Consider the following 20522-nt stretch of genomic DNA (forward strand, 5'->3'; position numbering starts at 1 on the left):
TTCGTCATGGGGGTTCACCTCCTTCTCGGGTGTGGTGGATTGGCCGTCGGTGGTTCCGACGGGGTCTGTGGGTGTCGGCCGGATCTCAGCTCGCGGCGAGGAGGTGGCCGGTGGGTGCGACGTGGGTGGGCGCGTCGAGGAAGGGCAGTGTCACTGCGGTGCGGTGCAGCGCGGCGTGCATGGCGGACAGGATTCCGGCGCCGCCGGCGGCGAGGTCGGTGGAGATGCGCAGCAGGGTGTCGCCGGGGAACGCGAGGTGGCCGTCGAGGGCGTAGGCGTGCCAGGCGAGGCGGGCCAGGTGCGCGGGGACGTGGTGGGGCGCGTCGTCGCGGACGAGTCCGACGGGGCCGTGCGGGGTGGCGCGGCGCGGTGGGTCGTCGGTGAGCAGGGCGGCGGTGGCGAGAAGTCCGGCGCGGCCGTGGAAGAGGCCGGGCAGCAGGACGAATTCGACGTCGATGGTGCGGCGGACGGTGGTGACGATGTCGCGCAGCCACTGGCGTTCGCCGTGGCGGAGCAGTGTGTGCGCGGTGACGGCGATGCCGGCGCTGCCTTCGTCGAGGTAGAACAGCCGTCGTGCGCCGTCGCGTACGTGGAGGTTGCCGTTGTCGTCGCGGACGGTGTGTTGCAGGTCGCGGCGCAGGGCGGTGCGGGCGGCGCGGAGCCAGGCGGGGTCGCCGGTGGTTTCGTGCAGGCGGGTGAGGAAGGTCGCGGGGCCGGACCAGCCGTGGAGCAGGCCGGGGCGGGTGGGTTCGGGTACGGGTTGCGTGGTGTCGCCGGTGAGGGTGCGGGCGAGTCGGTCGCCGATGTGCAGGGCGTCGTCGGGGGCGGGTCTGCCGGGGCGGAGCAGGGCGAGTCCGATGCCGGCGAGGCCGCTGTGCAGGCCGGGGCCGTAGCGGTGGTGGAGGCCGGTGCGACATCGGTCGAGCAGTTCGTCGGCGTCGTCGTGGCGTCCGGTGCGGTCGAGGAGGGCGGCGATGCCGGCGAGGCCGTCGTAGAGGCCGAGGTGGGCGGCGGGCAGGCGGTGGGCGGCGCGGGTGAGCCAGTCGAGGTGTTCGTCGCGTTCGGGGTAGTCGACGCCGGTGGTGACGAGTGCCCACATGATGCCGGCGGCGCCGTGCGCGAGGGTGGCGCCGCCGTGCGGGAACTGGCCGGGGTCGCCGGGGAAGAGCCGGTCGGTGCGGTGTGGTGTGGCGGTGGCGCGGATGCCGGCGGCCAGGGATTCGATCAGCTGGCGCGGGTCGGCGGACCACTGGTGGCGGGTGACGCGGCGGCGGCCGGGCGTGGGTGGGTGCAGTGCGGTGCGCAGGTCGTCGCGGATGCGGTCGAGGTATCCGGGTGGTAGCGGGAAGCGCCGGGCGATCGTGAGGAGGTCGTCGAACTTGTCGTCGCTCAGGGCGGCGAGTGGTGTCAGTGGTACGAAGACGGCGAGGCGCAGGCAGGCGAGGGCGTAGGTGTCGACGGCGGTGCCTCGGCGGATGCGGGGGGTGGCGAAGCCGGGGTCGCCCAGTGAGGGGGTGAAGTCCTCGTCGGTCAGGTACGCCTGTTCGAAGTCGACGAGCACGATCCGGCCGTCGGGGCGGATCATGATGTTGGCGGTGTGCAGGTCGCCGAAGACCACTCCCCTGGCGTGTATCCGGGCCAGGGCTGCCTCGACCTGGTCGATGACGTCGAGTGCCCAGGTGGTGTAGTCGGTGAGGTCCTGCTCGGTGGGGTCGGGGTGGATCAGTGGGTGCCGCATGGCGAGGTGGTGTTGGAGGGTGTCGCCGTCGACGTGCTCTTCGACCAGGAACTGATGTTCCCACCAGGTGAGGCGGTCGAGTAGTTGGGGTACGCAGTCGAGGCCGGCGAGGCGCCGCAGCATGGTCTCTTCGCGGCGCAGGCGGGTGAGCGCGTCGGTTCCGGCGCCGTCGAGTCCGGCGTGCGGGCGGGCTTCGCGCAGGACGACGGTGCGGCCGTCGCGTAGGTCGGTGGCGCGGTAGACGCCGCCGGCGTTGGAGTGGTGCAGGGCTTCCTCGATGCGGTAGGGCGGTTCGTCGTCGGTGTGCGCGTCGACAGCGGCGACGGCGGCGATGTGCTCGGCGACGAAGTCGGGCACGGGGGCCCAGTCGGGCACGGTGAAGACGGGTTCGCGGCGGTCGGGGACGAGGGTTCCGTCGGGGCGTGCGACGGCGGGGACGGGCTGGTCGCCGTCGACGCACCAGAGTTCGGCGAATCCGCCGTAGCGCAGGTAGAGGGGTCCGTCGTGCCAGCGCAGGTCGCTGAGGACGTAGGGGCCGCGGTATCCGGCGAGGCGGGCGCCGAGGTCGTCGAGGACGCGGCGCAGGGCGGTGTCGTCGGCCGGGTAGAGGGCGGCGAGTTTGCCGCTGCCGGCGCGGTGGGCGTACTTCTCGTTGTTGACCAGGGCGAGGCGGCGGCTGCGTTGGAACTTGAACGCGACCCGGTGGGTCACGCAGTGGTCGCGTACCAGGTCGAGGACGTCGGCGGCGTCGTCGAGGTTCACCGAGACGTGGACTTTCCAGCCCTGCTGGGGCAGCTGGGTGTGCGTGGGGTGCCACATGATCCAGCCGCCGTGTTCGGCGACGCGCCAGCCGTCGGGCGGGGTCTGGTCGGCCAGCGGGAACCGGCTCGCCGTGTCGGCGACGTACGCCGGTGAGTCGACGTGGACCGGGTCGGCGATCAGGAACGCTCCGGGCGTGGGCATGGCAAACCTCGCGGCCGTGACGATGGGTTGGGTGTCCGGGACGGGTTCGGTGTGTTGCCGTCGTCGTCCGGACTGGTTCCATCGTGGTGGTAGCCGGCCGGTCCTGGCGTCCGGCCGTGGGGCGAGGTTCGGGGTCCGTCCCGGCCCGGTGGTGGACGTCGGGGGTCCGTCTGGAAGGTGACACCGGATGTCACCCGGTACGGGGACGTCCGGCGGGCCGGTGTGGACCAGAATTTCTCGCGTACGCGGGCTGTTCGCCCGCATTTCCTTCTGTGGAGGTCTGTGATGAGGACCGAGGTCCAGTCGCCGCCGGTGGTGGTGTTCCTGCAGGCGCAGCGGCCGGCGGGGTGGGTGACCGTCGCGCGTGGGGTGCCGTTGGACGGACGGCGGTGTCTGCTGAGGACGGTGGGTGCGGGCCGGGCGCGTTCCGGCGACGCGGTGCGGCTGGTGGGGGTGGCCGGCGGGGACGCGCGGTCGCTCGCTGTCGCCGAGGTGTCGGTGTTGCACCGTGACGAGGCGGACCTGGTGATGGTGTCGCTGGCCGGCGCGACGGTTCCCGGTGGCCACGGCACGGACGCTTCGTCGGTGCGGCGGGTGCTGGCGATGCTCGCCGACGACGCGGACGGGCGGTGGCGGGTGGCCGCGGACGCGGCGGCCGACGTCGTGGCGCCGGTCGTGCTGGTGGGGGCGGGCCGGGCGGGTGCGCCGGGCCGGGTGGGTGCGCCGGGCCGGACGGCGGTGCCGGTGACCACGCACCGGGTGGGCGCGGCCACGCCGTCGCCGGACGGTGACGGCGGCGGTGACGACGACGGCTCGCCGCTGTCCTGGACGTGCCGGTTGTTCGGCATCGGCTGCCCTACGGAAAACTCCTGATCCGCCGATGACGTCGGTGACCGGTGCGGTGGCGCCGTCCGGCCCGGCGCGGGCGGCGAGATGGTGGCGTCAAGATCTTCTGCTGCTGCCGGTGCTGGGCCTGCTCGACCTGTTCACGGCGTCGTCCGTGGTGATCCAGAGCGAGCCGGTCGGCCCGGCCCGGCAGTGGCTGCAGGTGCTCGCCGCGGTGTTGTCGGTCGGCGCCCTGTGGTGGCGGGCCCGCGCGCCGGTGGCGGTGTTCGCGTTCGAGTGCGTGCACGGCGTGGCGATGTGGTTCCTGCTGCACGACTACCGGCCGTGGGTGGGCCTGATCGTGGCGTTGTACACGGTGGCGGCGTTGCGGCCGCTGGTGGTGTCGGCGGCGGCGTACGCGGCGGCGTGCGCGCGGAGCCTGCTCAGCGCGTTCGACTCGTTCCGGGTGGAGCCGAGTGCGGGCGCGCGGGCCGGGGAGTTCGTGGTGACCGCGTTGATGTTCGCGCTCATCTACGCGGCTGCGTGGGCGGCCGGGTCGGTGGTGCGGCGGCACCGGCGGCGGGTGGCCCAGTTGGAGCGGGAGCGGCGGGTGGCGCGGGCGGAGGCGGTGGCGTTGGAGCGTCGCCGGATCGCCGCGGAGCTGCACGACGTGGTGTCCCACTCGGTGACGGTGATGGTGCTGCAGGCCGCCGGCGCGGCGCGGATCAGCGCGTCCGATCCGGAGCGGACCCGGGAGGCGCTGCTGCACATCCAGCAGGCCGGGCAGCAGGCGATGGCGGAGTTGCGGCGGCTGCTGGCGGTCATGCGGGCCGAGTCGGGGCCGGTGGGCGACGGTGAGCCGGGTCCGCAGCCGCGGCTGGACGACATCGAGGTGCTGCTGACGTCGATGCGGTGCGCGGGGCTGACCGTGACGATGTCGGTGTCCGGCAGCCCTCGGCCGCTGGATCCGAGTATCGAGCTGGCGGCGTACCGGACGGTGCAGGAGAGCCTGACGAACACGCTCAAGCACGTCGGCCGGCGGGCCTGCGCGACTGTTCATTTCGGGTGGCAGGAGCGGGTGCTGTTGCTGCGCGTCGACGACGACGGCTCGGGCCGCGAGGCGGGCGCGGCGGCGGGACTGTCGACCGGTAACGGGCTGGCCAGCCTCGCCGAGCGGCTGGAGCGTGTCGGCGGTCGTCTGGTCGCCGGGCCGCGTGCCGAGGGCGGGTTCCGGGTGAGCGCGACGCTGCCGGTCGCGCAGCACGGCGACCTGGTGGCGGCCTCGGGTGACGGCGGGGCGCCGGCTGTCGGGTGAACGGCGTGTCCGCTGTGCGACATCAGGGTGGCCGCCGCCGCCGGCGCCGATGATCATGTGGTGGGGCCACTGTCCCGGCCGCCGACGACGGGAGCCTTCATGATCCGGGTGCTGCTCGCCGACGACCAGCCGCTCGTACGGGCGGGACTCGCGATGCTGCTCACCAACGAACCTGACATCGAGGTCGTCGCCGAGGCCGACGACGGGGCGCAGGCCGTGGAGGTCAGTCGGCGGCTGCGCCCGGACGTGGTGCTGATGGATGTGCGGATGCCCGGCACCGACGGGTTGGCCGCGACCAGGCTGATGGCCGACGAGCAGCTCATCGACGACCCGCAGCAGCCGGTACGGATCATCATGCTGACCACGTACCACGTGGACGAGGCGGTGCACGCCGCGTTGCGGGCGGGCGCGTCCGGTTTCGTGCTCAAGGACGCCGCGCCCGCCGAGCTGGTGTCGGCGATCCGGGCGGTCGCCGACGGCGAGGCGTGGCTGGATCCGGCGGTGGCCCGGCGGCTGCTCGACGACCTCGCCGCCCGGCCCGACCCGGGACTGCCCACCCCGGTGCAGATGCGCCGGCTCACCCCGCGGGAACGGGAGGTGCTGGTGCTGATGGCGTACGGGATGTCGAACCGGGAGATCGCCGAGCATCTGGTGCTGGGCGACGCGACTGTCAAGACGCACGTCAGCCGGGTGCTGACGAAGCTGGGGCTGCGGGATCGGACGCACGCGGTGGTGGCCGCGTACCAGTGCGGCCTGGTGGAGCCCGGCACGGCGCCGCCGGCCCGGATGGCCGGCCTGTCCCGCTGAGACCGCGGCGCGGCCGGGGTCTCAGCGGGCGCGCCGGTCAGGCGCCGACGTAGTCGGCGAGGTGTTCGCCGGTGAGCGTGGACCGGGCGTCCACCAGATCCGCCGGGGTGCCCTCGAACACGATCCGGCCGCCGTCGTGACCGGCGCCCGGGCCGAGGTCGATGATCCAGTCGGCGTGCGCCATGACCGCCTGGTGGTGTTCGATCACGATGACGGACTTCCCGGCGTCGACGAGCCGGTCGAGCAGGCCGAGCAGCTGGGCGACGTCGGCCAGGTGCAGGCCGGTGGTGGGTTCGTCCAGGACGTACACGCCGCCCTTGTCCCCCATCCGGGTGGCGAGCTTGAGGCGCTGGCGTTCCCCGCCGGACAGCGTGGTCAGCGGCTGGCCGAGCGTGAGGTAGCCGAGGCCGACGTCGGCGAGCCGGTCGAGGATGGTGTGGGCGGCCGGGGTGCGGGCCTCACCGTCGCTGAAGAAGATTTCGGCCTCGTCGACGGACATCGCGAGGACCTGGCTGATGTCGCGGCCGCCGAGGTGGTAGTCGAGCACGGCGGGCTGGAACCGTTTGCCTTCGCAGTCCTCGCAGGTGCTGGCGACGCCGGCCATCATGCCGAGGTCGGTGTAGATGACGCCGGCGCCGTTGCAGGTCGGGCAGGCGCCTTCGGAGTTGGCGCTGAACAGGGCGGGTTTGACGCCGTTGGCCTTGGCGAACGCCTTGCGGATGGGGTCGAGCAGACCGGTGTAGGTGGCCGGGTTGCTGCGGCGGGAGCCGCGGATGGCGGTCTGGTCGACGCTGACGACGTCGTCGCGTCTGGCCAGTGAGCCGTGGATGAGGCTGCTCTTGCCGGAACCGGCGACGCCGGTGACCACGACCAGGACACCGAGGGGGATGTCCACGTCGACGTCGCGCAGGTTGTGGGTGCGGGCGCCGCGGATCGGCAGCGCGCCGGTGGGCGTACGCGGCTTGTCCTTGAGGGTTGCGCGGTCGTCGAGGTGGCGGCCGGTGGTGGTGCCGCTGGCGCGCAGGCCGGCGACGGTGCCCTCGTAGCAGATGGTGCCGCCGGCGGTGCCGGCGCCGGGGCCGAGGTCGACGACGTGGTCGGCGATGGCGATGGTTTCGGGTTTGTGTTCGACGACGAGGACGGTGTTGCCCTTGTCGCGCAGTTGCAGCAGGAGGTTGTTCATGCGGGCGATGTCGTGCGGGTGCAGCCCGATGGTGGGTTCGTCGAAGACGTAGGTGACGTCGGTGAGGGACGAGCCGAGGTGGCGGATCATCTTGGTGCGCTGGGCCTCGCCGCCGGAGAGGGTGCCGGCGGGCCGGTCGAGGCTGAGGTAGCCCAGGCCGATCTCGACGAACGAGTCGAGGGTGTCCCCCAGCGCCTTGAGCAGCGGGCCGACGGAGGGTTCGCGCAGGTCGCGTACCCAGGTGGCGAGGTCGCTGATCTGCATGGCGCAGACGTCGGCGATGCTGACGCCGTTGATCTTCGAGGAGCGGGCTTCGGGGGCCAGGCGGGTGCCGTCGCAGTCGGGGCAGGTGGTGAACGTGATGGCGCGTTCGACGAAGGCGCGGATGTGCGGCTGCATGGCGTCGACGTCCTTGGCGAGCATCGACTTGCTGATGGCGGGGATCAGGCCGGTGTAGGTGACGTTGATGCCGTCGACCTTGATCTTGGTGGGTTCCTTGTGGAGCAGGTCGCTCAGTTCCCGCTTGGTGTAGTCGCGGATCGGCTTGTCCGGGTCGAACAGGCCGCTGGAGCGGAAGATGCGGCCGTACCAGCCGTCCATGCTGTAGCCGGGGATGGTGATGGCGCCCTCGTTGAGGGACAACTTCTCGTCGTAGAGGACGGTCAGGTCGAAGTCGGTGACCGCGCCGCGGCCCTCGCAGCGGGGGCACATGCCGCCGAGGCGGTTGAAGGTGCCCTTCCTGGTCTGGGTCTTGCCGGGGCCCCGCTCGACGGTGATCGCGCCGGCGGCGCGTACGGAGGGGACGTTGAACGAGTAGGCGTTGGGCGGGCCGATGTGGGGGTCGCCGAGGCGGCTGAACAGGATGCGCAGCATCGCGTTGACGTCGGTGGCGGTGCCGACGGTGGAGCGTGGGTCCGCGCCCATGCGTTCCTGGTCGACGATGATGGCGGTGGTGAGGCCCTCCAGGACGTCGACCTCGGGCCGGGACAGGGTGGGCATGAACCCCTGGACGAAGGCGCTGTAGGTCTCGTTGATCAGGCGCTGGGACTCGGCGGCGATGGTGCCGAAGACCAGTGAGCTCTTGCCGGAGCCGGACACGCCGGTGAACACCGTGAGGCGGCGTTTGGGCAGCTCGACGTGGACGTCGCGCAGGTTGTTCTCGCGGGCGCCGAGGACGCGGATGACGTCGTGGCTGTCGGCGCGGTGCAGGCCGGTGGTGGCCTCGCTCATGATCTCTCCGTCCGGGTCGGGTGTTCCGGTCGAGCCAGCGTCCGCCGCGGGCGCCGTCAGCGCCGCTCGTTGATGCGGATGAGGTTGCCGGTGGGGTCGCGGAACGCGCAGTCGCGCACGCCGTAGGGCTGTTCGGTGGGTTCCTGGACCACGTCGGCGCCGCTGGCCGCCAGCCGGTCGAACAGGCCGTCGAGGTCGTCGGTGGCGAGGGTGAGCGCGCCGTAGCTGCCCTTGGCGATGAGTTCGAGGACGGTGCGGCGCTCGTCGTCGCTGATGCCGGGGTCGACGGCCGGCGGGTGCAGGACGATGCCGGTCTCGGGCTGGTTCGGTGGGCCGACGGTGAGCCAGCGCATGGTGTCGCCCTGGCCGACGTCGTTGCGCAGTTCGAAGCCGAGGGTGTCGCGGTAGAAGGCGATGGCGGCGTCGGCGTCGGTGTGCGGCAGGAACGTGTAGTGAATGGTGATCGTCATGGTGGTCACGCTAACGGTGGCCGGCCGGTGCGGGCTTCTCGATTCCTGATCGGTCGGGTCGCCTGTTTGGTCAGGCACGGGGGCGGCTCGGCGGTGTCGGGGGCGTGACGGGCGCGGTAGGCGCTGGGCGGTTCGCCGACGAGTTCGGTGAACCGGGTGCTGAAGGTGCCCAGGGACTGACAGCCGACGGCGAAGCAGACATCGGTGACGCTGAGGTCACCACGGCGCAGCAGGGCCATCGCGCGTTCGATGCGGCGGGTCATGAGGTACGAGTACGGGGACTCGCCGTAGGTCTGGCGGAACTGGCGGCTGAGGTGGCCGGCGGACATGTGCTCGCCGCGGGCGAGGGCTTCGACGTCGAGGGGACTGGCGTACTCGCGGTCGATGCGGTCGCGGACGCGGCGCAGCCGGGTCAGGTCGCGCAGCCGTTGGGCGAACGCGGGGTCGTCGGTGCCCTGGTGCGGTGACACGTCCGCATCCTGCCTGCTGGGCGGTGGTGTCGTCCACCTGTTCGAGCGGCGAGTCGCCGCCCGGGTGCACCTGGGCGGCTGGTGCACCCGGGCGGCGGTCAGCGCAGCCGGCGGGCGGTGAACCGGGTGGGCGGCTCGGCGATGGCGTCCTGGGCGGCGACGAGTTGCAGCTCCCGGGTGCCGGCGTCGAGGGTCGCCTCGAGTACCGCGTAGATCGAGTTTGTGGTGCGTTCCAGCGCGGTCTGCGGTGAGCCGGTGGTGGCCAGGTGCGCCAGGTAGAGGGCGGCGGTGACGTCGCCGCCGCCGTTGGGAGCGATCGGCAGCAGCGGGGTGGTGACGGCCCAGGCGCCCTCGTCGGACACGGCGACGACTTCCAGGTGCCCGGCGGGCAGGTCGCCGTGCAGGACGCTGGTGACCAGGACGTGCCGGGGGCCGGTGGCGCGGACGGTGTCGACGGCGGCGAGCAGGTCGTCGAGGGTGTCGGTGGTGCGGCCGGCGAGGAACTCCAGCTCGAACTGGTTGGGGGTGACGATGTCGGCGCGGGGGACGACGGTGTCGCGGAGGTACTCGGGGATGCCGGGGCGGACGAACATGCCGCGGCCGACGTCGCCCATGACCGGGTCGCAGCAGTAGAGGGCGGCCGGGTTCGCCGCTTTGACCTGGGCGACGGCGTCGAGGATGACCGCGCCGACGGCGGGGTCGCCCTGGTAGCCGGACAGGACGGCGTCGGCGGTGCCGAGCACCCCGCGGTCGGCGATGCCGGCGATGACGTCGGCGACGTCGGTGGGGGCGAGCAGGGGGCCGCGCCAGGCGCCGTAGCCGGTGTGGTTGGAGAAGTGCACGGTCAGGACCGGCCAGACCTCGTGTCGGAGGCGTTGCAGCGGGAACACGGCGGCGGAGTTGCCGACGTGGCCGTAGGCGACCGACGACTGGATGGACAGGATCTTCACCTGCTCATGGTCGCATCCCCGGCGAGGGCTGACGGCCCGTGGTGGGGTGATGACGGGCCGGGACCGCGGTGACCGTTCGGCTCAGGGTTTCGACCGCCGGGCGCGGGGCGGGTTTGGGCGCAGCGTGCGGTGGGGGCATGAACGGGCTGTTCTCGCCTTCTGGACGGAGGAAGCAACGATGCTTTCCGCACTCGATCGTCGGCACACCGTCGCGCCGCCGGGGTACAGCCGCTGGCTGATCCCCCCGGCGGCGCTGGCGATCCATCTGTGCATCGGGCAGGTGTACGCGACGAGCGTGTACAAGAACTCCCTGATCGCGCATTTCGACACAAGTCAGACGGCGATCGGGGTGATCTTCAGCATCGCGATCGTGATGCTGGGGTTGTCGGCCGCGGTCGCCGGTACGTGGGTGGAGGCGAACGGGCCGCGTAAGGCCATGTTCGTGTCGGCGTGTTTCTGGGCGGCGGGGTTCCTGGTCGGGGCGCTGGGCATCGCGACCGGGCAGCTGTGGCTGCTGTACCTGGGGTACGGGGTGCTGGGCGGGATCGGTCTGGGGATCGGGTACATCTCCCCCGTCTCCACGTTGATCAAGTGGTTCCCGGACCGGCCGGGGCTGGCGACCGGGCTGGCGATCATGGGGTTCGGTGGCGGGGCGATGGTGGCCTCTCCCCTGTCCCGGCAGCTGCTGTCGTTCTACGACGCCGGGTACGACCCGTCGGACAGCGGTTCCACCGCGTCGGGCTCGGCGCTGGTGTGGCTGTTCGTGACGCTCGGCATCGGCTACTTCGTGATCATGATGTTCGGGGTGTTCAACGTGCGGGTGCCGGCGCCGCACTGGCGGCCGGCCGGTTTCGACCCGTCGACGGTGGCGGAGAAGCCGCTGGTGACCACGGCGAACGTGTCGGCGGCCAACGCCCTGAAGACGCGGTCGTTCTGGCTGCTGTGGGTGGTGCTGTTCTGCAACGTGACGGCGGGTATCGGCATCCTGGAGCAGGCCAGCCCGATGATCCAGGACTTCTTCCGCGACAACGGGACCTCGGCGGTGTCGGTGGCGGCGGCCGGCGGGTTCGTGGGAGTGCTGTCGCTGTTCAACATGGCGGGCCGGTTCGTGTGGTCGTCCACGTCGGATGTGATCGGCCGTAAGCCGATCTACGTGGTGTACCTGGGTGTGGGCATGGTGCTGTACCTGCTGCTGGCGCTGGTGGGGCAGACCTCGACGGCGTTGTTCGTGCTGCTGGCGTCCGTGATCCTGTCGTTCTACGGCGGCGGGTTCGCGACCATTCCGGCGTACCTGCGGGACCTGTTCGGCACGTTCGAGGTGGGCGCGATCCACGGCCGGCTGCTGACCGCGTGGTCGGCGGCCGGGGTGGCCGGGCCGCTGATCGTCAACGGGTTCCTCGACGCGCAGGGCGAGCCGGGCACGTTGACCGCGGCGGCGTACCGGCCGGCGCTGTTCACGATGGTCGGCGTGCTGGCCGTCGGCCTGGTGGCGAACCTGCTGGTGCGGCCGGTGCCGGAGCGCTACCACGAGCCGGCGTCGGGACGGGACGGGACAGCGCAGGGGCCGACGGAGAGGAGCGGATCGTGAACGAGCACAGCGGTGGCGGGCAGCGGACCCGCCTGGTGGTGTCGTGGCTGGTGGTGTCGGTGCTGCTGGGCTACGGGGTGGTGCAGACGGTGATCACGGCGGCGAAGCTGTTCACCCAGTAGCGCAGGAGGCGAGGCGGCGGCCCGGGGCGGACACCCCGGGCCGCCGTCGTGTCAGAGCCCGCCGCCGACGCGCAGGACCGCGCCCGTGGTGTACGAGGCGTCCGGGCCGAGCAGGTGGGCGATCGCGCCGGCGACCTCCTCGGGTTCCCCGGCGCGGCCCATCGGGATCCGCCCGGCGGCGGAGTCGGGGCGGTCGGGCACGCCGGAGCGGGCGTGGATGGTGGTGCGGATGATGCCGGGGGCGACGGCGTTGACGCGGATGCCGTGCGGCGCGAGTTCCTTGGCGAGCCCGACGGTGAGGGTGTCGGTGGCGGCCTTGACGGCGGCGTAGTGGACGTACTCGCCGGGTGAGCCGAGCGTGGCGGCGACGGAGGAGACGTTGACGATGGCGCCGCCGCGGGTGAGCCGCCGGGCCGCCTGCTGGGCGCAGAGCACGTACCCGATGAGGTTGACGTCGACGACCTCGCGCAGGTCGTCGACGCGCAGGTCGGTGAACGGGCCGATCGGGCTGGTGACGCCGGCGTTGTTGACCAGGCCGGTGAGCGGGCCGAGCTGGTCGGCGGCGTCGAAGATGCGGCGTACCTGGTCCGGGTCGGTGGTGTCGGCGGCGACGGTGACCGCGCGGCGGCCGGCCGCGCGGACGTCGGCGGCCACGGATTCGGCGGCGGTGTGGTCGGCGCGGTAGCCGATGACCAGGTCGTGGCCCTCGGCGGCGAGCCGCCGGGCGGTGGCCGCGCCGATGCCGCGTCCTCCCCCGGTGACGATGGTGACGGAGGTCAATGCAATTCTCCCCTGCCTTGCGGTGGGGGCGACGTTACCGTGGGCGGGACCATCCGGGGTGGAGAGGACTGTCACATGGGGCGCGCGTTGGTGCTGGGTGGCGGCGGGGTCACCGGGGTGGCCTGGGAGCTGGGTCTGCTGGCCGGGCTGGCCGGGCACGGCCTGCGGTTGGACGAGGCGGAGCTGGTGGTGGGCACGTCGGCCGGGTCGGTGGTCGGGGCGCAGGTGCGTTCGGGTACGCCGGTGACGCAGTTGTACGAGGCGCAGCTGCGGCCGCCCCGCGAGGAGGTGCCGGCGCGCCTCGGGACGGGGGTGCTGTTGCGCTGGGCGTGGGCCGGTGGGCGGGGCCGGGACGCGGCGCGGGCCCGGGCGCGTATCGGCGCGATGGCGTTGTCGGCGCGTACCCCGTCGGAGCAGTCGCGGCGGGCGGTGATCGCGGCGCGGCTGCCGTCGTCGGACTGGCCGGCGGCGCGGCTGCTGGTCACCGCCGTGGACGCGGCCTCCGGCGAGTTCGTGGTGTTCGACGCGGACAGCGGGGCGTCGCTGGTGGACGCGGTCGGGGCCAGTTGCGCGGTGCCGGGGGTCTGGCCGCCGGTGACGATCGGTGACCGGCGTTTCGTCGACGGCGGCGTCCGGTCGCCGGTGAACGCGGACCTGGCGGCCGGGTGCGAGCGGGTGGTGGTGCTGGCGCCGACCCGTGCGGCGGTCGGACCGATGCCGCGGCTGTCGGCGCAGGTGACGGCGCTGCGGGCGGCCGGCGCGCGGGTGGCGGTGGTGTCGCCGGACCGGGCGGCACGCACGGCGATCGGCCGTAACGTGCTGGATCCGGCGCGGCGGGCCGCGTCGGCGCGGGCCGGGTTCGCCCAGGCCGACACGGTGGCCGACGAGGTGGCCGGGGTGTGGCGGTGACCGCGATCAGGAGTCGCTGGTCAGGCGCGCCAGCCGCCGGTTGAGGTAGCGCTGTTCGGGCAGGCTGCCGGTGAGCCGGGCGGCCAGCCGGTAGTGCTCGGCGGCGGCCTGCGGGTCGCCGTGCAGCTCCAGCAGGTGGGCGCGGACGGCGTGCAGCCGGTGGTGGCCGCGCATGGCCGGGTCGGTCAGCAGCGGGCCGAGCAGCGCCAGCCCGACGTCGGGGCCGTGCGCCATGGCCACGGCGACGGCCTGGTTGAGTGTGACGAACGGGCTGGGGGCGACCCGGCTCAGCATGTCGTAGAGGACGCTGATCTGCAGCCAGTCGGTGCGGTCGAACGTCGGGGCCTCGGCGTGGACGGCGGCGATGGCCGCCTGGAGCTGGTAGCGGCCCACCGGGCCGTGGGGCAGGGCCCGGCCGAGCAGCGCGACGCCCTCGTCGATCAGGTCGCCGCGCCAGCGGGAGCGGTCCTGGTCGGCCAGCGGCACGAGGTCACCGGCGGCGTCGGTGCGGGCGGGCGACCGGGCGTGGGTGAGCAGCATCAGCGCCAGCGCGCCGGTCACCTCGTGGTGCTCGGGCAGCGCGGCATGGACCTGGCGGGTGAGCCGGATCGCCTCCTCGGCGAGTGCGACGTCCAGCAGCTGGTCGCCGGAGGTGCGGGTGTAGCCCTCGCTGAACACCAGGTGGCACACGTCGAGCACGGCGGCCACCCGGGCGGGCAGCGCGTGCGGCGGCGGCATGGTGAACCGGGCGCCCGCCTCGCGCAGCGTCGCGCGGGCCCGGCTCAGCCGCTGCGTCATGGTCCGGGCCGGCACCAGGTAGGCGGCGGCGATCTGCTCGACGCGCAGGCCGGCCACCGCGCGCAGGGTCAGCGCGACCTGTGAGGGGCGGCTCAGCGCCGGGTGGCAGCACAGGAACAGCAGCCGCGTCGTGTCGTCGGCGCCGGTCACCGGCGTGTCGTCGACGGGCGGTACGCGGCCTGCGTCGGGTTGCCGGGCCGCGTCGAGCCGCTCGCGGCGGGTACGGGCCGCGTCGGCGCGGATCCGGTCGATCAGTCGCCGCGCGGCGACCCGGATCAGCCAGGCGCGGGGGTCGTCGGGGACGCCGGTTCGCGGCCAGTTGGCGGCGGCCGCCTCCGCCGCGTCCTGCAGGGCGTCCTCGCAGGCGTCGGGGTGCCCGTAGCGGCGCAGCAGCGCGGCGCGGACGTGCGGCGCCTCCCGGCGCCACACGTCCGCCAGCGCTGTGGCGTTACTGATCGGAGCCGCCCGGCCACATCAGGGGCCGCAGCTCGACGGTCTCCCCCGGGCCGGCGAACTTCGCCGCGACGGCCTCGGCGCGGGCCTGGTCCTCCACGTCGATCAGGAAGAACCCGGCGAGGTGTTCCTTGGCTTCGGAGTACGGGCCGTCGGTCACCAGCGGCGCGCCGTCGCTCCACCGGTACAGCCGTGCGGTGGCGGGGTCGGCGAGCGCCTCACCGACGACGAGCTCACCGTTGGCGTGCAGCTCGGTCAGCACCTGCTCGAAGTCGGCGTTGAGCCGGTCCCGTACCTCGGCGGGCAGCTCCTGGTAGGAGGCCAGATACTCGGAGGTGGGGTGGCCCCACGGCTCCGGGTTGGAGTGGATCATGATGACGTACTTCACTGTCGGTCCTTCGCGTCGTGCGGCGGTGCCTCCCCGCCGCTCGCCGGGTACGACGGAGCCGGATCGCCGATGTCTACATATCCTCGCGTCATGAGTAACGCGTTGGGTGTCGGTGACCTGGTCGAGGATTTCACGCTGCCGGACGAGACGGGGACGCCGCGTCGCCTGTCGGAGTTCCTGGCCGCCGGGCCGGTGGTGTTGTTCTTCTATCCGGCGGCGATGACGCGGGGCTGCACGGCGGAGAGCTGTCACTTCCGGGATCTGGCGGCGGAGTTCGCGGCGGTGGGCGCGCAGCGGGTGGGGATCAGCCGTGATCCGGTGGAGCGGCAGGCGGAGTTCTCCCGCCGGCACGGGTTCGACTATCCGCTGCTCTCCGACGTCGACGGCGCGGTGGCGGACGCGTTCGGGGTGCGGCGGCGGCTGCCGCTGGGGCCGCTGAGCACGCGGCGGATGACGTTCGTGATCGGCACGGACCGGCGGGTCCTCGCCGTGGTGCGCAGCGAGCTGAGCATGAACGAGCACGCCGACGCGGCGTTGCGGGCCCTCGGGGGCTGATCATCGTGGTGTCGCAGCCGGCTGGTATCAAGGCTGCGTCAAACAGGTGTACGGAAGAGGGCGTGATGGCGGGTCAGGGTTTGTCCACTGACGAGGTTCAGGGGATCCGGGAGGCGCTCGCGGCGGGCCGCAAGCCCCGGGTGGTGTTCACCGAGGCGGCCGGGCAGATCGCCGGGCAGATCGGGCAGGTGGTGGAGCTGACCGACCCGGAGGCGTCGGAGGAGTTCGTGGTGGTGCGGTTCGGCCGCGACGAGCTGCCGTTCTCCCCCGCCGACGTGGCGGTCGCGCCGAAGGGCGCCGGGCGGCGTCCGGCCGCCGAGGCGAAGCCGGAACCGGAGCAGCCGCCGGCCGCGCCGGAGCCGGAGTTCGTGCTGGACACGCCGCGGGTGCCGGCGCCACGACGGGAGGAGCCGAAGACCGAGGCGCCGCAGGCGGAGCCGAAGCCGGCGAAGCGGGCGGTGAAGGCCGCGAAGCCGAAGACCCCGCCGGGGTTGACGGTGACGCTGGCGTACGCAGAGGGCGAGTGGACGGTGGCCGCGCAGCAGGGCACGAAGGCGCTGGCCCGGCCGTACGTGGTGAAGCCGGCCGAGGCGCTGCGGATGGTGGCGCTGGTGGACGTGCCGGGGGTGCAGGAGGCGGTGGAGCAGATCCTCGCCGCCGAGCGGGCGGAGGCGGAGCAGCAGGCGGAGAAGCTGCGCGCCGAGCTGGCCGAGATCGAGGCGCGGCTGGCGGAGCTGCGCGAGGCGCGCTGAACGCCCCGCGGGGCCGGTGCGACCCCTCGCACCGGCCCCGCGCCCCTGCGCCCACAGGTCGATCAGTGTTGCGGAATGTTCTGTACCCCGATCCGGCGGCGGAACACCCAGTACGTCCAACCCTGGTACGCCAGCACGATCGGCGTGAAGATCACCGCCACCCAGGTCATGATCTTCAGGGTGTACGGGGTGGACGCGGCGTTTGTGGCGGTGAGCGTGCCGGCCGCGTCGAGCGTGGACGGCATCACGTTCGGGAACAGCGCCGCGAACAGCGTCGCCACGGCCAGCGCGATCGCCACGGCGGTGCCGGTGAACGCCCAGCCCTCCCGGCGTACCTTGGCCGCGGCCAGACCGCCGAGCAGGGCGAGGGCGGCGCCGACGGCGAGCACGACGGCGGCGGCGCTGGAGCGGATGGTCAGCGACCAGCTCAGGAACGCCACCGCGGCCACGGCCGTGCCGACGCCGAGCTTGACGGCGAGGGCGCCGGCGCGCTCGCGGATGTCGCCGGTGGTCTTGAGCGCCAGGAACACCGCGCCGTGGGTGAGGAACAGCCCCAGCGTGGTCAGGCCGCCGAGCAGCGCGTACGGGTTGAGCAGGTCGAGCAGCCCGCCGACGTACTCGTGGTCGGCGTCCAGCGGCACGCCGCGGAAGATGTTGGCGAACGCCACGCCCCACAGCACGGCCGGGATCGCCGAGCCCCAGAAGATGGCCTGGTCCCAGCGGCGCTTCCAGGACGCCTCGGGCCGCTTGTGGCGGTACTCGAAGGCGACGCCGCGGGCGATCAGGGCCAGCAGGATCAGCAGCAGCGGCAGGTAGAAGCCGGAGAACAGGGTGGCGTACCACTCGGGGAAGGCGGCGAACATGGCGCCGCCGGCGGTGATCAGCCACACCTCGTTGCCGTCCCAGACCGGGCCGATGGTGTTGATCAGGACACGGCGCTGCCGGTCGTCGCGGCCGAGCACCGGCAGCAGCATCCCGACGCCGAAGTCGAAGCCTTCGAGGATGAAGTAGCCGGTGAAGAGCACTGCTACGAGGAGAAACCAGACGGTCGTCAGTTCCACGGTTGGGCTCCGGGGTGTCAGTAGGCGAACGCCAGCGGGCGCTCGGCGTCGTCGGTGTCGTCGTCGTCGGTCTGCGGGGTGACGTCCGGGACGCCGGCGCGGGCATAGCGGACCAGCAGCTTGAACTCGACCACCGCGAGGACGGCGTAGATGAGCGTGAACGCGGTGAAGGAGGTGAGGACCTCGGTCAGGGAGACGCTGCGGGACACGCCGTCACGGGTGAGCATCTCGCCGAAGACGATCCACGGCTGGCGGCCCATCTCGGTGAAGATCCAGCCGAAGGAGTTGGCCAGCAGCGGCAGCACGGGCATGACCAGGCCGGCGCGCAGCAGCCACTTGCTGGTGGGGGTGCGGCCCTTGCGCTGGCTCCAGAGCACCAGCAGCGCGATCGCGGCGGCGGCCAGCCCGAAGCCGATCATGAAGCGGAAGCTCCAGTAGGTGACCGGGATGATCGGTGCGTAGTTGCCGGGGCCGTACTGGCTGGCGTACTGGGCCTGGAGGTCGTTGATGCCCTGCACGGTGCCGTTGGGGTCGCCGGTGCCGAGGAACGACAGCAGGTACGGGATCTTGAGAGCGAAGATCTCGCGGCTGCCGTCGAGGCTGCCGACGGTGAGCACGGAGAACGAGGCGGGGCTCTCGGTGGTGTAGAGGCCCTCCGCGGCGGCCATCTTCATCGGCTGCACCTCGGTCATGATCTTGCCCTGGATGTCGCCGGTGAGGATCACCAGCGCCGAGGAGATCAGGACGACCCAGGAGCCGAGCTTGGTGGCGAAGCGGTACGCGCCGGTGTCGGCGCTGTCGCGGTTGCGCATCACGTGCCACAGGCCGACGGTGACCATCAGCGACCCGGCGACCAGGAACGAGCCGGCCAGCGTGTGCGGGAAGGTGACCAGGGCGACCTTGTTGGTGAGCACGGCGACGAAGTCGGTCAGCTCGGCGCGGCCGCTCTCCGGGTTGATCCGGAAGCCGACCGGGTTCTGCATGAACGAGTTGGCGGCGAGGATGAAGTACGCCGACAGGTTGGTGCCGATCGCGGCGGCCCAGATCGCGGCCAGGTGCAGGCGTTTGGGCAGCCGGTCCCAGCCGAAGATCCACAGGCCGATGAACGTGGACTCCAGGAAGAACGCGACAAGGGCCTCGATGGCCAGCGGCGCGCCGAAGATGTCACCGACGAAGCGGGAGTAGTCACTCCAGTTCATGCCGAACTGGAACTCCTGCACGATGCCGGTGACCACACCCATCGCAAAGTTGATCAGGAAGAGCTTGCCGTAGAACTTGGTGAGTTTGAGGTACCGCTCGTTGCCGGTGCGGTGCCACATGGTCTGGAGGATCGCCACCAGCACGGACAGGCCGATGGTCAACGGCACGAACAAGAAGTGGTAGACGGTGGTGACACCGAACTGCCAGCGGGCGACGTCCAACGCGTCCACCAGAAAACCCCCAGCTGTGCATACTACGAGACGTAGTAGATACTACTCGGCGTCGTAGCGAAAGCAGCAGGGCCGCAGGGCCCCACCCGGCCCGGGACCAATGACCCTGATCACCCTTGCCGGAGGACCCCCACCGGCTCCCACCGCCACCCCTGCGCGTGCGACCATCCAGCACTGATGAACAGCACCCTCTGGCGCGCGCCGCTGCTGTGGCGGGGCGCGCAGACGCTCGCCCGCGCCGCCGTCGGGCTGGTCGGCCGGCTGGAGGTCACCGGCGACGTGCCCGACGCGCTGCGCCGCGGCCCGCTGATCCTGGCCGCCAACCACATCAGCCCGTTCGACCCGGTCGTGCTCGCCGCCGCCTGCCGGGTCCGCGACGTCGCGCCACGGATCATGGCCACCGGCGGCCTGTTCCGCACCCCGGTGATCGGGGCGCTGATGCGCCGCGCCGGGCACATCCGCGTCGACCGCGGCACCGCCGCCGTGCACCGCTCGCTGGAGGTCGCCGCCCAGGCCGTGGCCGGCGGCTCGGTGGTGCTCGTCTACCCGGAGGGACGCATCGGGCTCGACCCGGGCATGTGGCCCGAGCGGGGCAAGACCGGCACGGCCCGGCTCGCGTTCGCCAGCGGCGCCGCCGTCGTACCGGTGGCGCAGTGGGGTTCGCACGAGGTACTGCCGTACCGCGCGCCGAAGGGGATGCTGCGTGGGGTGGCCCGCGCGCTCGTCCGCCGGCCCGCCATCCGGGTGCACTTCGGCGCCCCGGTGCCGATCGACGACCTGCGGTCGGGCTCTCCCGGCGCGGCCCGGCACGCCACCGACCGGATCATCGACGCGATCACCGACGACCTGGTCCCGCTGCGCCCCGACGAGCCGGAACTGCCGCGCCACGTCGACCCGGGCCGGCCGGTCGACACCGCCCGCGCCCACCGCCGCCACCGCCCCGGCTGACGCATCCCGGCCCCGGAGGCGGGTATCAAGTCCCGCAATCCCGAGGCGGAGAGGATCCGGCCATGACCGCTGTTCGAGCACTCGTCCTCAACTGCACCCTGAAGCGCTCACCGGCGACGTCCAGTTCCCAGGTGCTCGGTCAGGAGGTGCTCGACGCGCTGGCCGATCAGGGTGTCGACGGCGAGATCGTGCGCGTGGTCGACCACGACGTGCGCTTCGGGGTCTCCGTGGACGAGGGTGCCGGCGACGGCTGGCCCGCCATCCGCGCCAAGCTGCTCGCCGCCCAGATCCTGATCATCGCCACGCCCATCTGGCTCGGTCAGCCCTCGTCGGTCACCAAGATGGTCCTGGAACGGTTGGACGCCGAACTGTCCGAGACCGACGACCAGGGCCGCCTGCGTACCTACGGCAAAGTCGGCGGGGTGGCAGTGGTCGGCAACGAGGACGGCGCGCACCACACCATCGCCGAGGTGCAGCAGGCCCTCAACGAGGTGGGGTTCACCTGCCCGGCCGCCGGGGCCACCTACTGGGTCGGCGAGGCGCTGCACAAGACCGACTACGTCGACGCCCGCCCCAAACCCGACACGACCGGCCGCACCACCGCCGCGCTGGCGCTCAACAGCGCCCACCTGGCCCGGCTGCTCGCGGAGCAGCCCTACCCGCCGCCGGGAACCCGCGACGCAGGCAGCTGACCCGCCACTCCCGCGCCCCCTTGCTCCGCCGATCTTGCGGTTGGTGCCCCGGCAAACCGGGCCAATCACCCCCGACGAGGGCCGCAAGTGCAAGA

20 protein-coding genes are annotated in these 20522 nt (G+C 72.5%); 10 read left to right on the plus strand and 10 right to left on the minus strand.

The window, feature by feature from the left end; all coding sequences use genetic code 11:
- Positions 1-85: 85 nt before the first annotated feature.
- Complete coding sequence (lanKC, locus tag HA073_RS25260; RefSeq protein ID WP_166457436.1) at positions 86-2701, minus strand: class III lanthionine synthetase LanKC; 2616 nt, start codon at positions 2699-2701, stop codon at positions 86-88.
- Positions 2702-2986: 285 nt separating this feature from the next.
- On the opposite strand from lanKC, the gene HA073_RS25265 reads away from it, so the two are divergent.
- From HA073_RS25265 to HA073_RS25275, 3 genes are all read left to right on the plus strand, one after another.
- Positions 2987-3574: a hypothetical protein gene (locus HA073_RS25265; RefSeq protein ID WP_166457437.1), complete on the plus strand. Its 588-nt coding sequence runs from the start codon at positions 2987-2989 to the stop codon at positions 3572-3574.
- A gap of 7 nt (positions 3575-3581) precedes the next feature.
- Entirely contained in the window at positions 3582-4841 is a 1260-nt protein-coding gene (locus tag HA073_RS25270) for a sensor histidine kinase (protein WP_166457438.1), read from the plus strand.
- Between the two features lie 99 nt (positions 4842-4940).
- A complete protein-coding gene (locus HA073_RS25275; RefSeq protein ID WP_043324014.1) occupies positions 4941-5648 on the plus strand; it encodes a response regulator transcription factor in 708 nt (235 codons plus the stop codon).
- Between the two features lie 37 nt (positions 5649-5685).
- Here HA073_RS25275 and HA073_RS25280 read toward each other — a convergent pair whose 3' ends face one another.
- From HA073_RS25280 to pdxY, 4 genes are all read right to left on the minus strand, one after another.
- Positions 5686-8061, minus strand: a complete 2376-nt coding sequence (locus tag HA073_RS25280; protein ID WP_166457439.1) for an excinuclease ABC subunit UvrA — start codon at positions 8059-8061, stop codon at positions 5686-5688.
- A 56-nt stretch (positions 8062-8117) separates the two neighbouring features.
- Positions 8118-8531, minus strand: coding sequence for a VOC family protein (locus tag HA073_RS25285; protein ID WP_104114071.1), 414 nt, complete (start codon positions 8529-8531; stop codon positions 8118-8120).
- 5 nt (positions 8532-8536) lie between these two features.
- On the minus strand, positions 8537-9001 hold the full coding sequence (locus HA073_RS25290; protein WP_043324018.1) for a helix-turn-helix transcriptional regulator: 465 nt from the start codon (positions 8999-9001) through the stop codon (positions 8537-8539).
- Between the two features lie 98 nt (positions 9002-9099).
- Positions 9100-9951 carry a pyridoxal kinase PdxY gene (gene pdxY, locus HA073_RS25295; RefSeq protein WP_043324020.1) on the minus strand — a complete coding sequence of 284 codons (852 nt, stop codon included), beginning with the start codon at positions 9949-9951 and terminating at the stop codon, positions 9100-9102.
- 178 nt (positions 9952-10129) lie between these two features.
- Here pdxY and HA073_RS25300 point away from each other — a divergent pair, with 178 nt between their 5' ends.
- Both HA073_RS25300 and HA073_RS30965 read left to right on the plus strand, forming a co-directional pair.
- Positions 10130-11539 (plus strand): OFA family MFS transporter, encoded by a 1410-nt coding sequence (locus HA073_RS25300; protein ID WP_064445960.1) that lies wholly within the window; start codon positions 10130-10132, stop codon positions 11537-11539.
- Entirely contained in the window at positions 11536-11661 is a 126-nt protein-coding gene (locus HA073_RS30965) for a hypothetical protein (RefSeq protein ID WP_255361250.1), read from the plus strand. Before HA073_RS25300 ends, HA073_RS30965 begins: the two co-directional genes overlap by 4 nt.
- A gap of 51 nt (positions 11662-11712) precedes the next feature.
- On the opposite strand, the gene HA073_RS25305 is transcribed toward HA073_RS30965, so the two are convergent.
- A complete protein-coding gene (locus HA073_RS25305; protein ID WP_043324027.1) occupies positions 11713-12441 on the minus strand; it encodes an SDR family NAD(P)-dependent oxidoreductase in 729 nt (242 codons plus the stop codon).
- A gap of 75 nt (positions 12442-12516) precedes the next feature.
- On the opposite strand from HA073_RS25305, the gene HA073_RS25310 reads away from it, so the two are divergent.
- Positions 12517-13350: a patatin-like phospholipase family protein gene (locus tag HA073_RS25310; protein WP_043324028.1), complete on the plus strand. Its 834-nt coding sequence runs from the start codon at positions 12517-12519 to the stop codon at positions 13348-13350.
- A 6-nt stretch (positions 13351-13356) separates the two neighbouring features.
- On the opposite strand, the gene HA073_RS25315 is transcribed toward HA073_RS25310, so the two are convergent.
- The gene (locus HA073_RS25315) at positions 13357-14577 is read right to left on the minus strand and encodes an RNA polymerase sigma factor (protein WP_166457440.1); all 1221 of its coding nucleotides are present in this window, start codon (positions 14575-14577) and stop codon (positions 13357-13359) included.
- 19 nt (positions 14578-14596) lie between these two features.
- Positions 14597-14989, minus strand: a complete 393-nt coding sequence (locus HA073_RS25320; protein WP_043324033.1) for a YciI family protein — start codon at positions 14987-14989, stop codon at positions 14597-14599.
- A gap of 90 nt (positions 14990-15079) precedes the next feature.
- On the opposite strand from HA073_RS25320, the gene HA073_RS25325 reads away from it, so the two are divergent.
- Positions 15080-15544 (plus strand): peroxiredoxin, encoded by a 465-nt coding sequence (locus HA073_RS25325; RefSeq protein ID WP_304441228.1) that lies wholly within the window; start codon positions 15080-15082, stop codon positions 15542-15544.
- A gap of 65 nt (positions 15545-15609) precedes the next feature.
- Positions 15610-16296 (plus strand): hypothetical protein, encoded by a 687-nt coding sequence (locus HA073_RS25330; RefSeq protein WP_064446491.1) that lies wholly within the window; start codon positions 15610-15612, stop codon positions 16294-16296.
- 62 nt (positions 16297-16358) lie between these two features.
- Here the strand turns inward: HA073_RS25330 and cydB are convergent, their stop codons facing one another.
- Together cydB and HA073_RS25340 are read right to left on the minus strand one after the other, a co-directional pair.
- Positions 16359-17357, minus strand: a complete 999-nt coding sequence (gene cydB / locus HA073_RS25335) for a cytochrome d ubiquinol oxidase subunit II (RefSeq protein WP_069089654.1) — start codon at positions 17355-17357, stop codon at positions 16359-16361.
- Between the two features lie 17 nt (positions 17358-17374).
- Positions 17375-18787, minus strand: coding sequence for a cytochrome ubiquinol oxidase subunit I (locus HA073_RS25340; protein WP_043324038.1), 1413 nt, complete (start codon positions 18785-18787; stop codon positions 17375-17377).
- 177 nt (positions 18788-18964) lie between these two features.
- Between HA073_RS25340 and HA073_RS25345 the strand changes: the two genes are divergently transcribed.
- The gene (locus HA073_RS25345) at positions 18965-19735 is read left to right on the plus strand and encodes a 1-acyl-sn-glycerol-3-phosphate acyltransferase (protein WP_113974122.1); all 771 of its coding nucleotides are present in this window, start codon (positions 18965-18967) and stop codon (positions 19733-19735) included.
- Positions 19736-19797: 62 nt separating this feature from the next.
- Positions 19798-20427, plus strand: a complete 630-nt coding sequence (locus tag HA073_RS25350; RefSeq protein ID WP_166457441.1) for a flavodoxin family protein — start codon at positions 19798-19800, stop codon at positions 20425-20427.
- The last annotated feature ends 95 nt before the right edge of the window (positions 20428-20522 follow it).

The sequence above is a fragment of the Micromonospora sp. CMU55-4 genome (genome assembly GCF_011602315.1).
Classification (GTDB): domain Bacteria; phylum Actinomycetota; class Actinomycetes; order Mycobacteriales; family Micromonosporaceae; genus Micromonospora; species Micromonospora chalcea.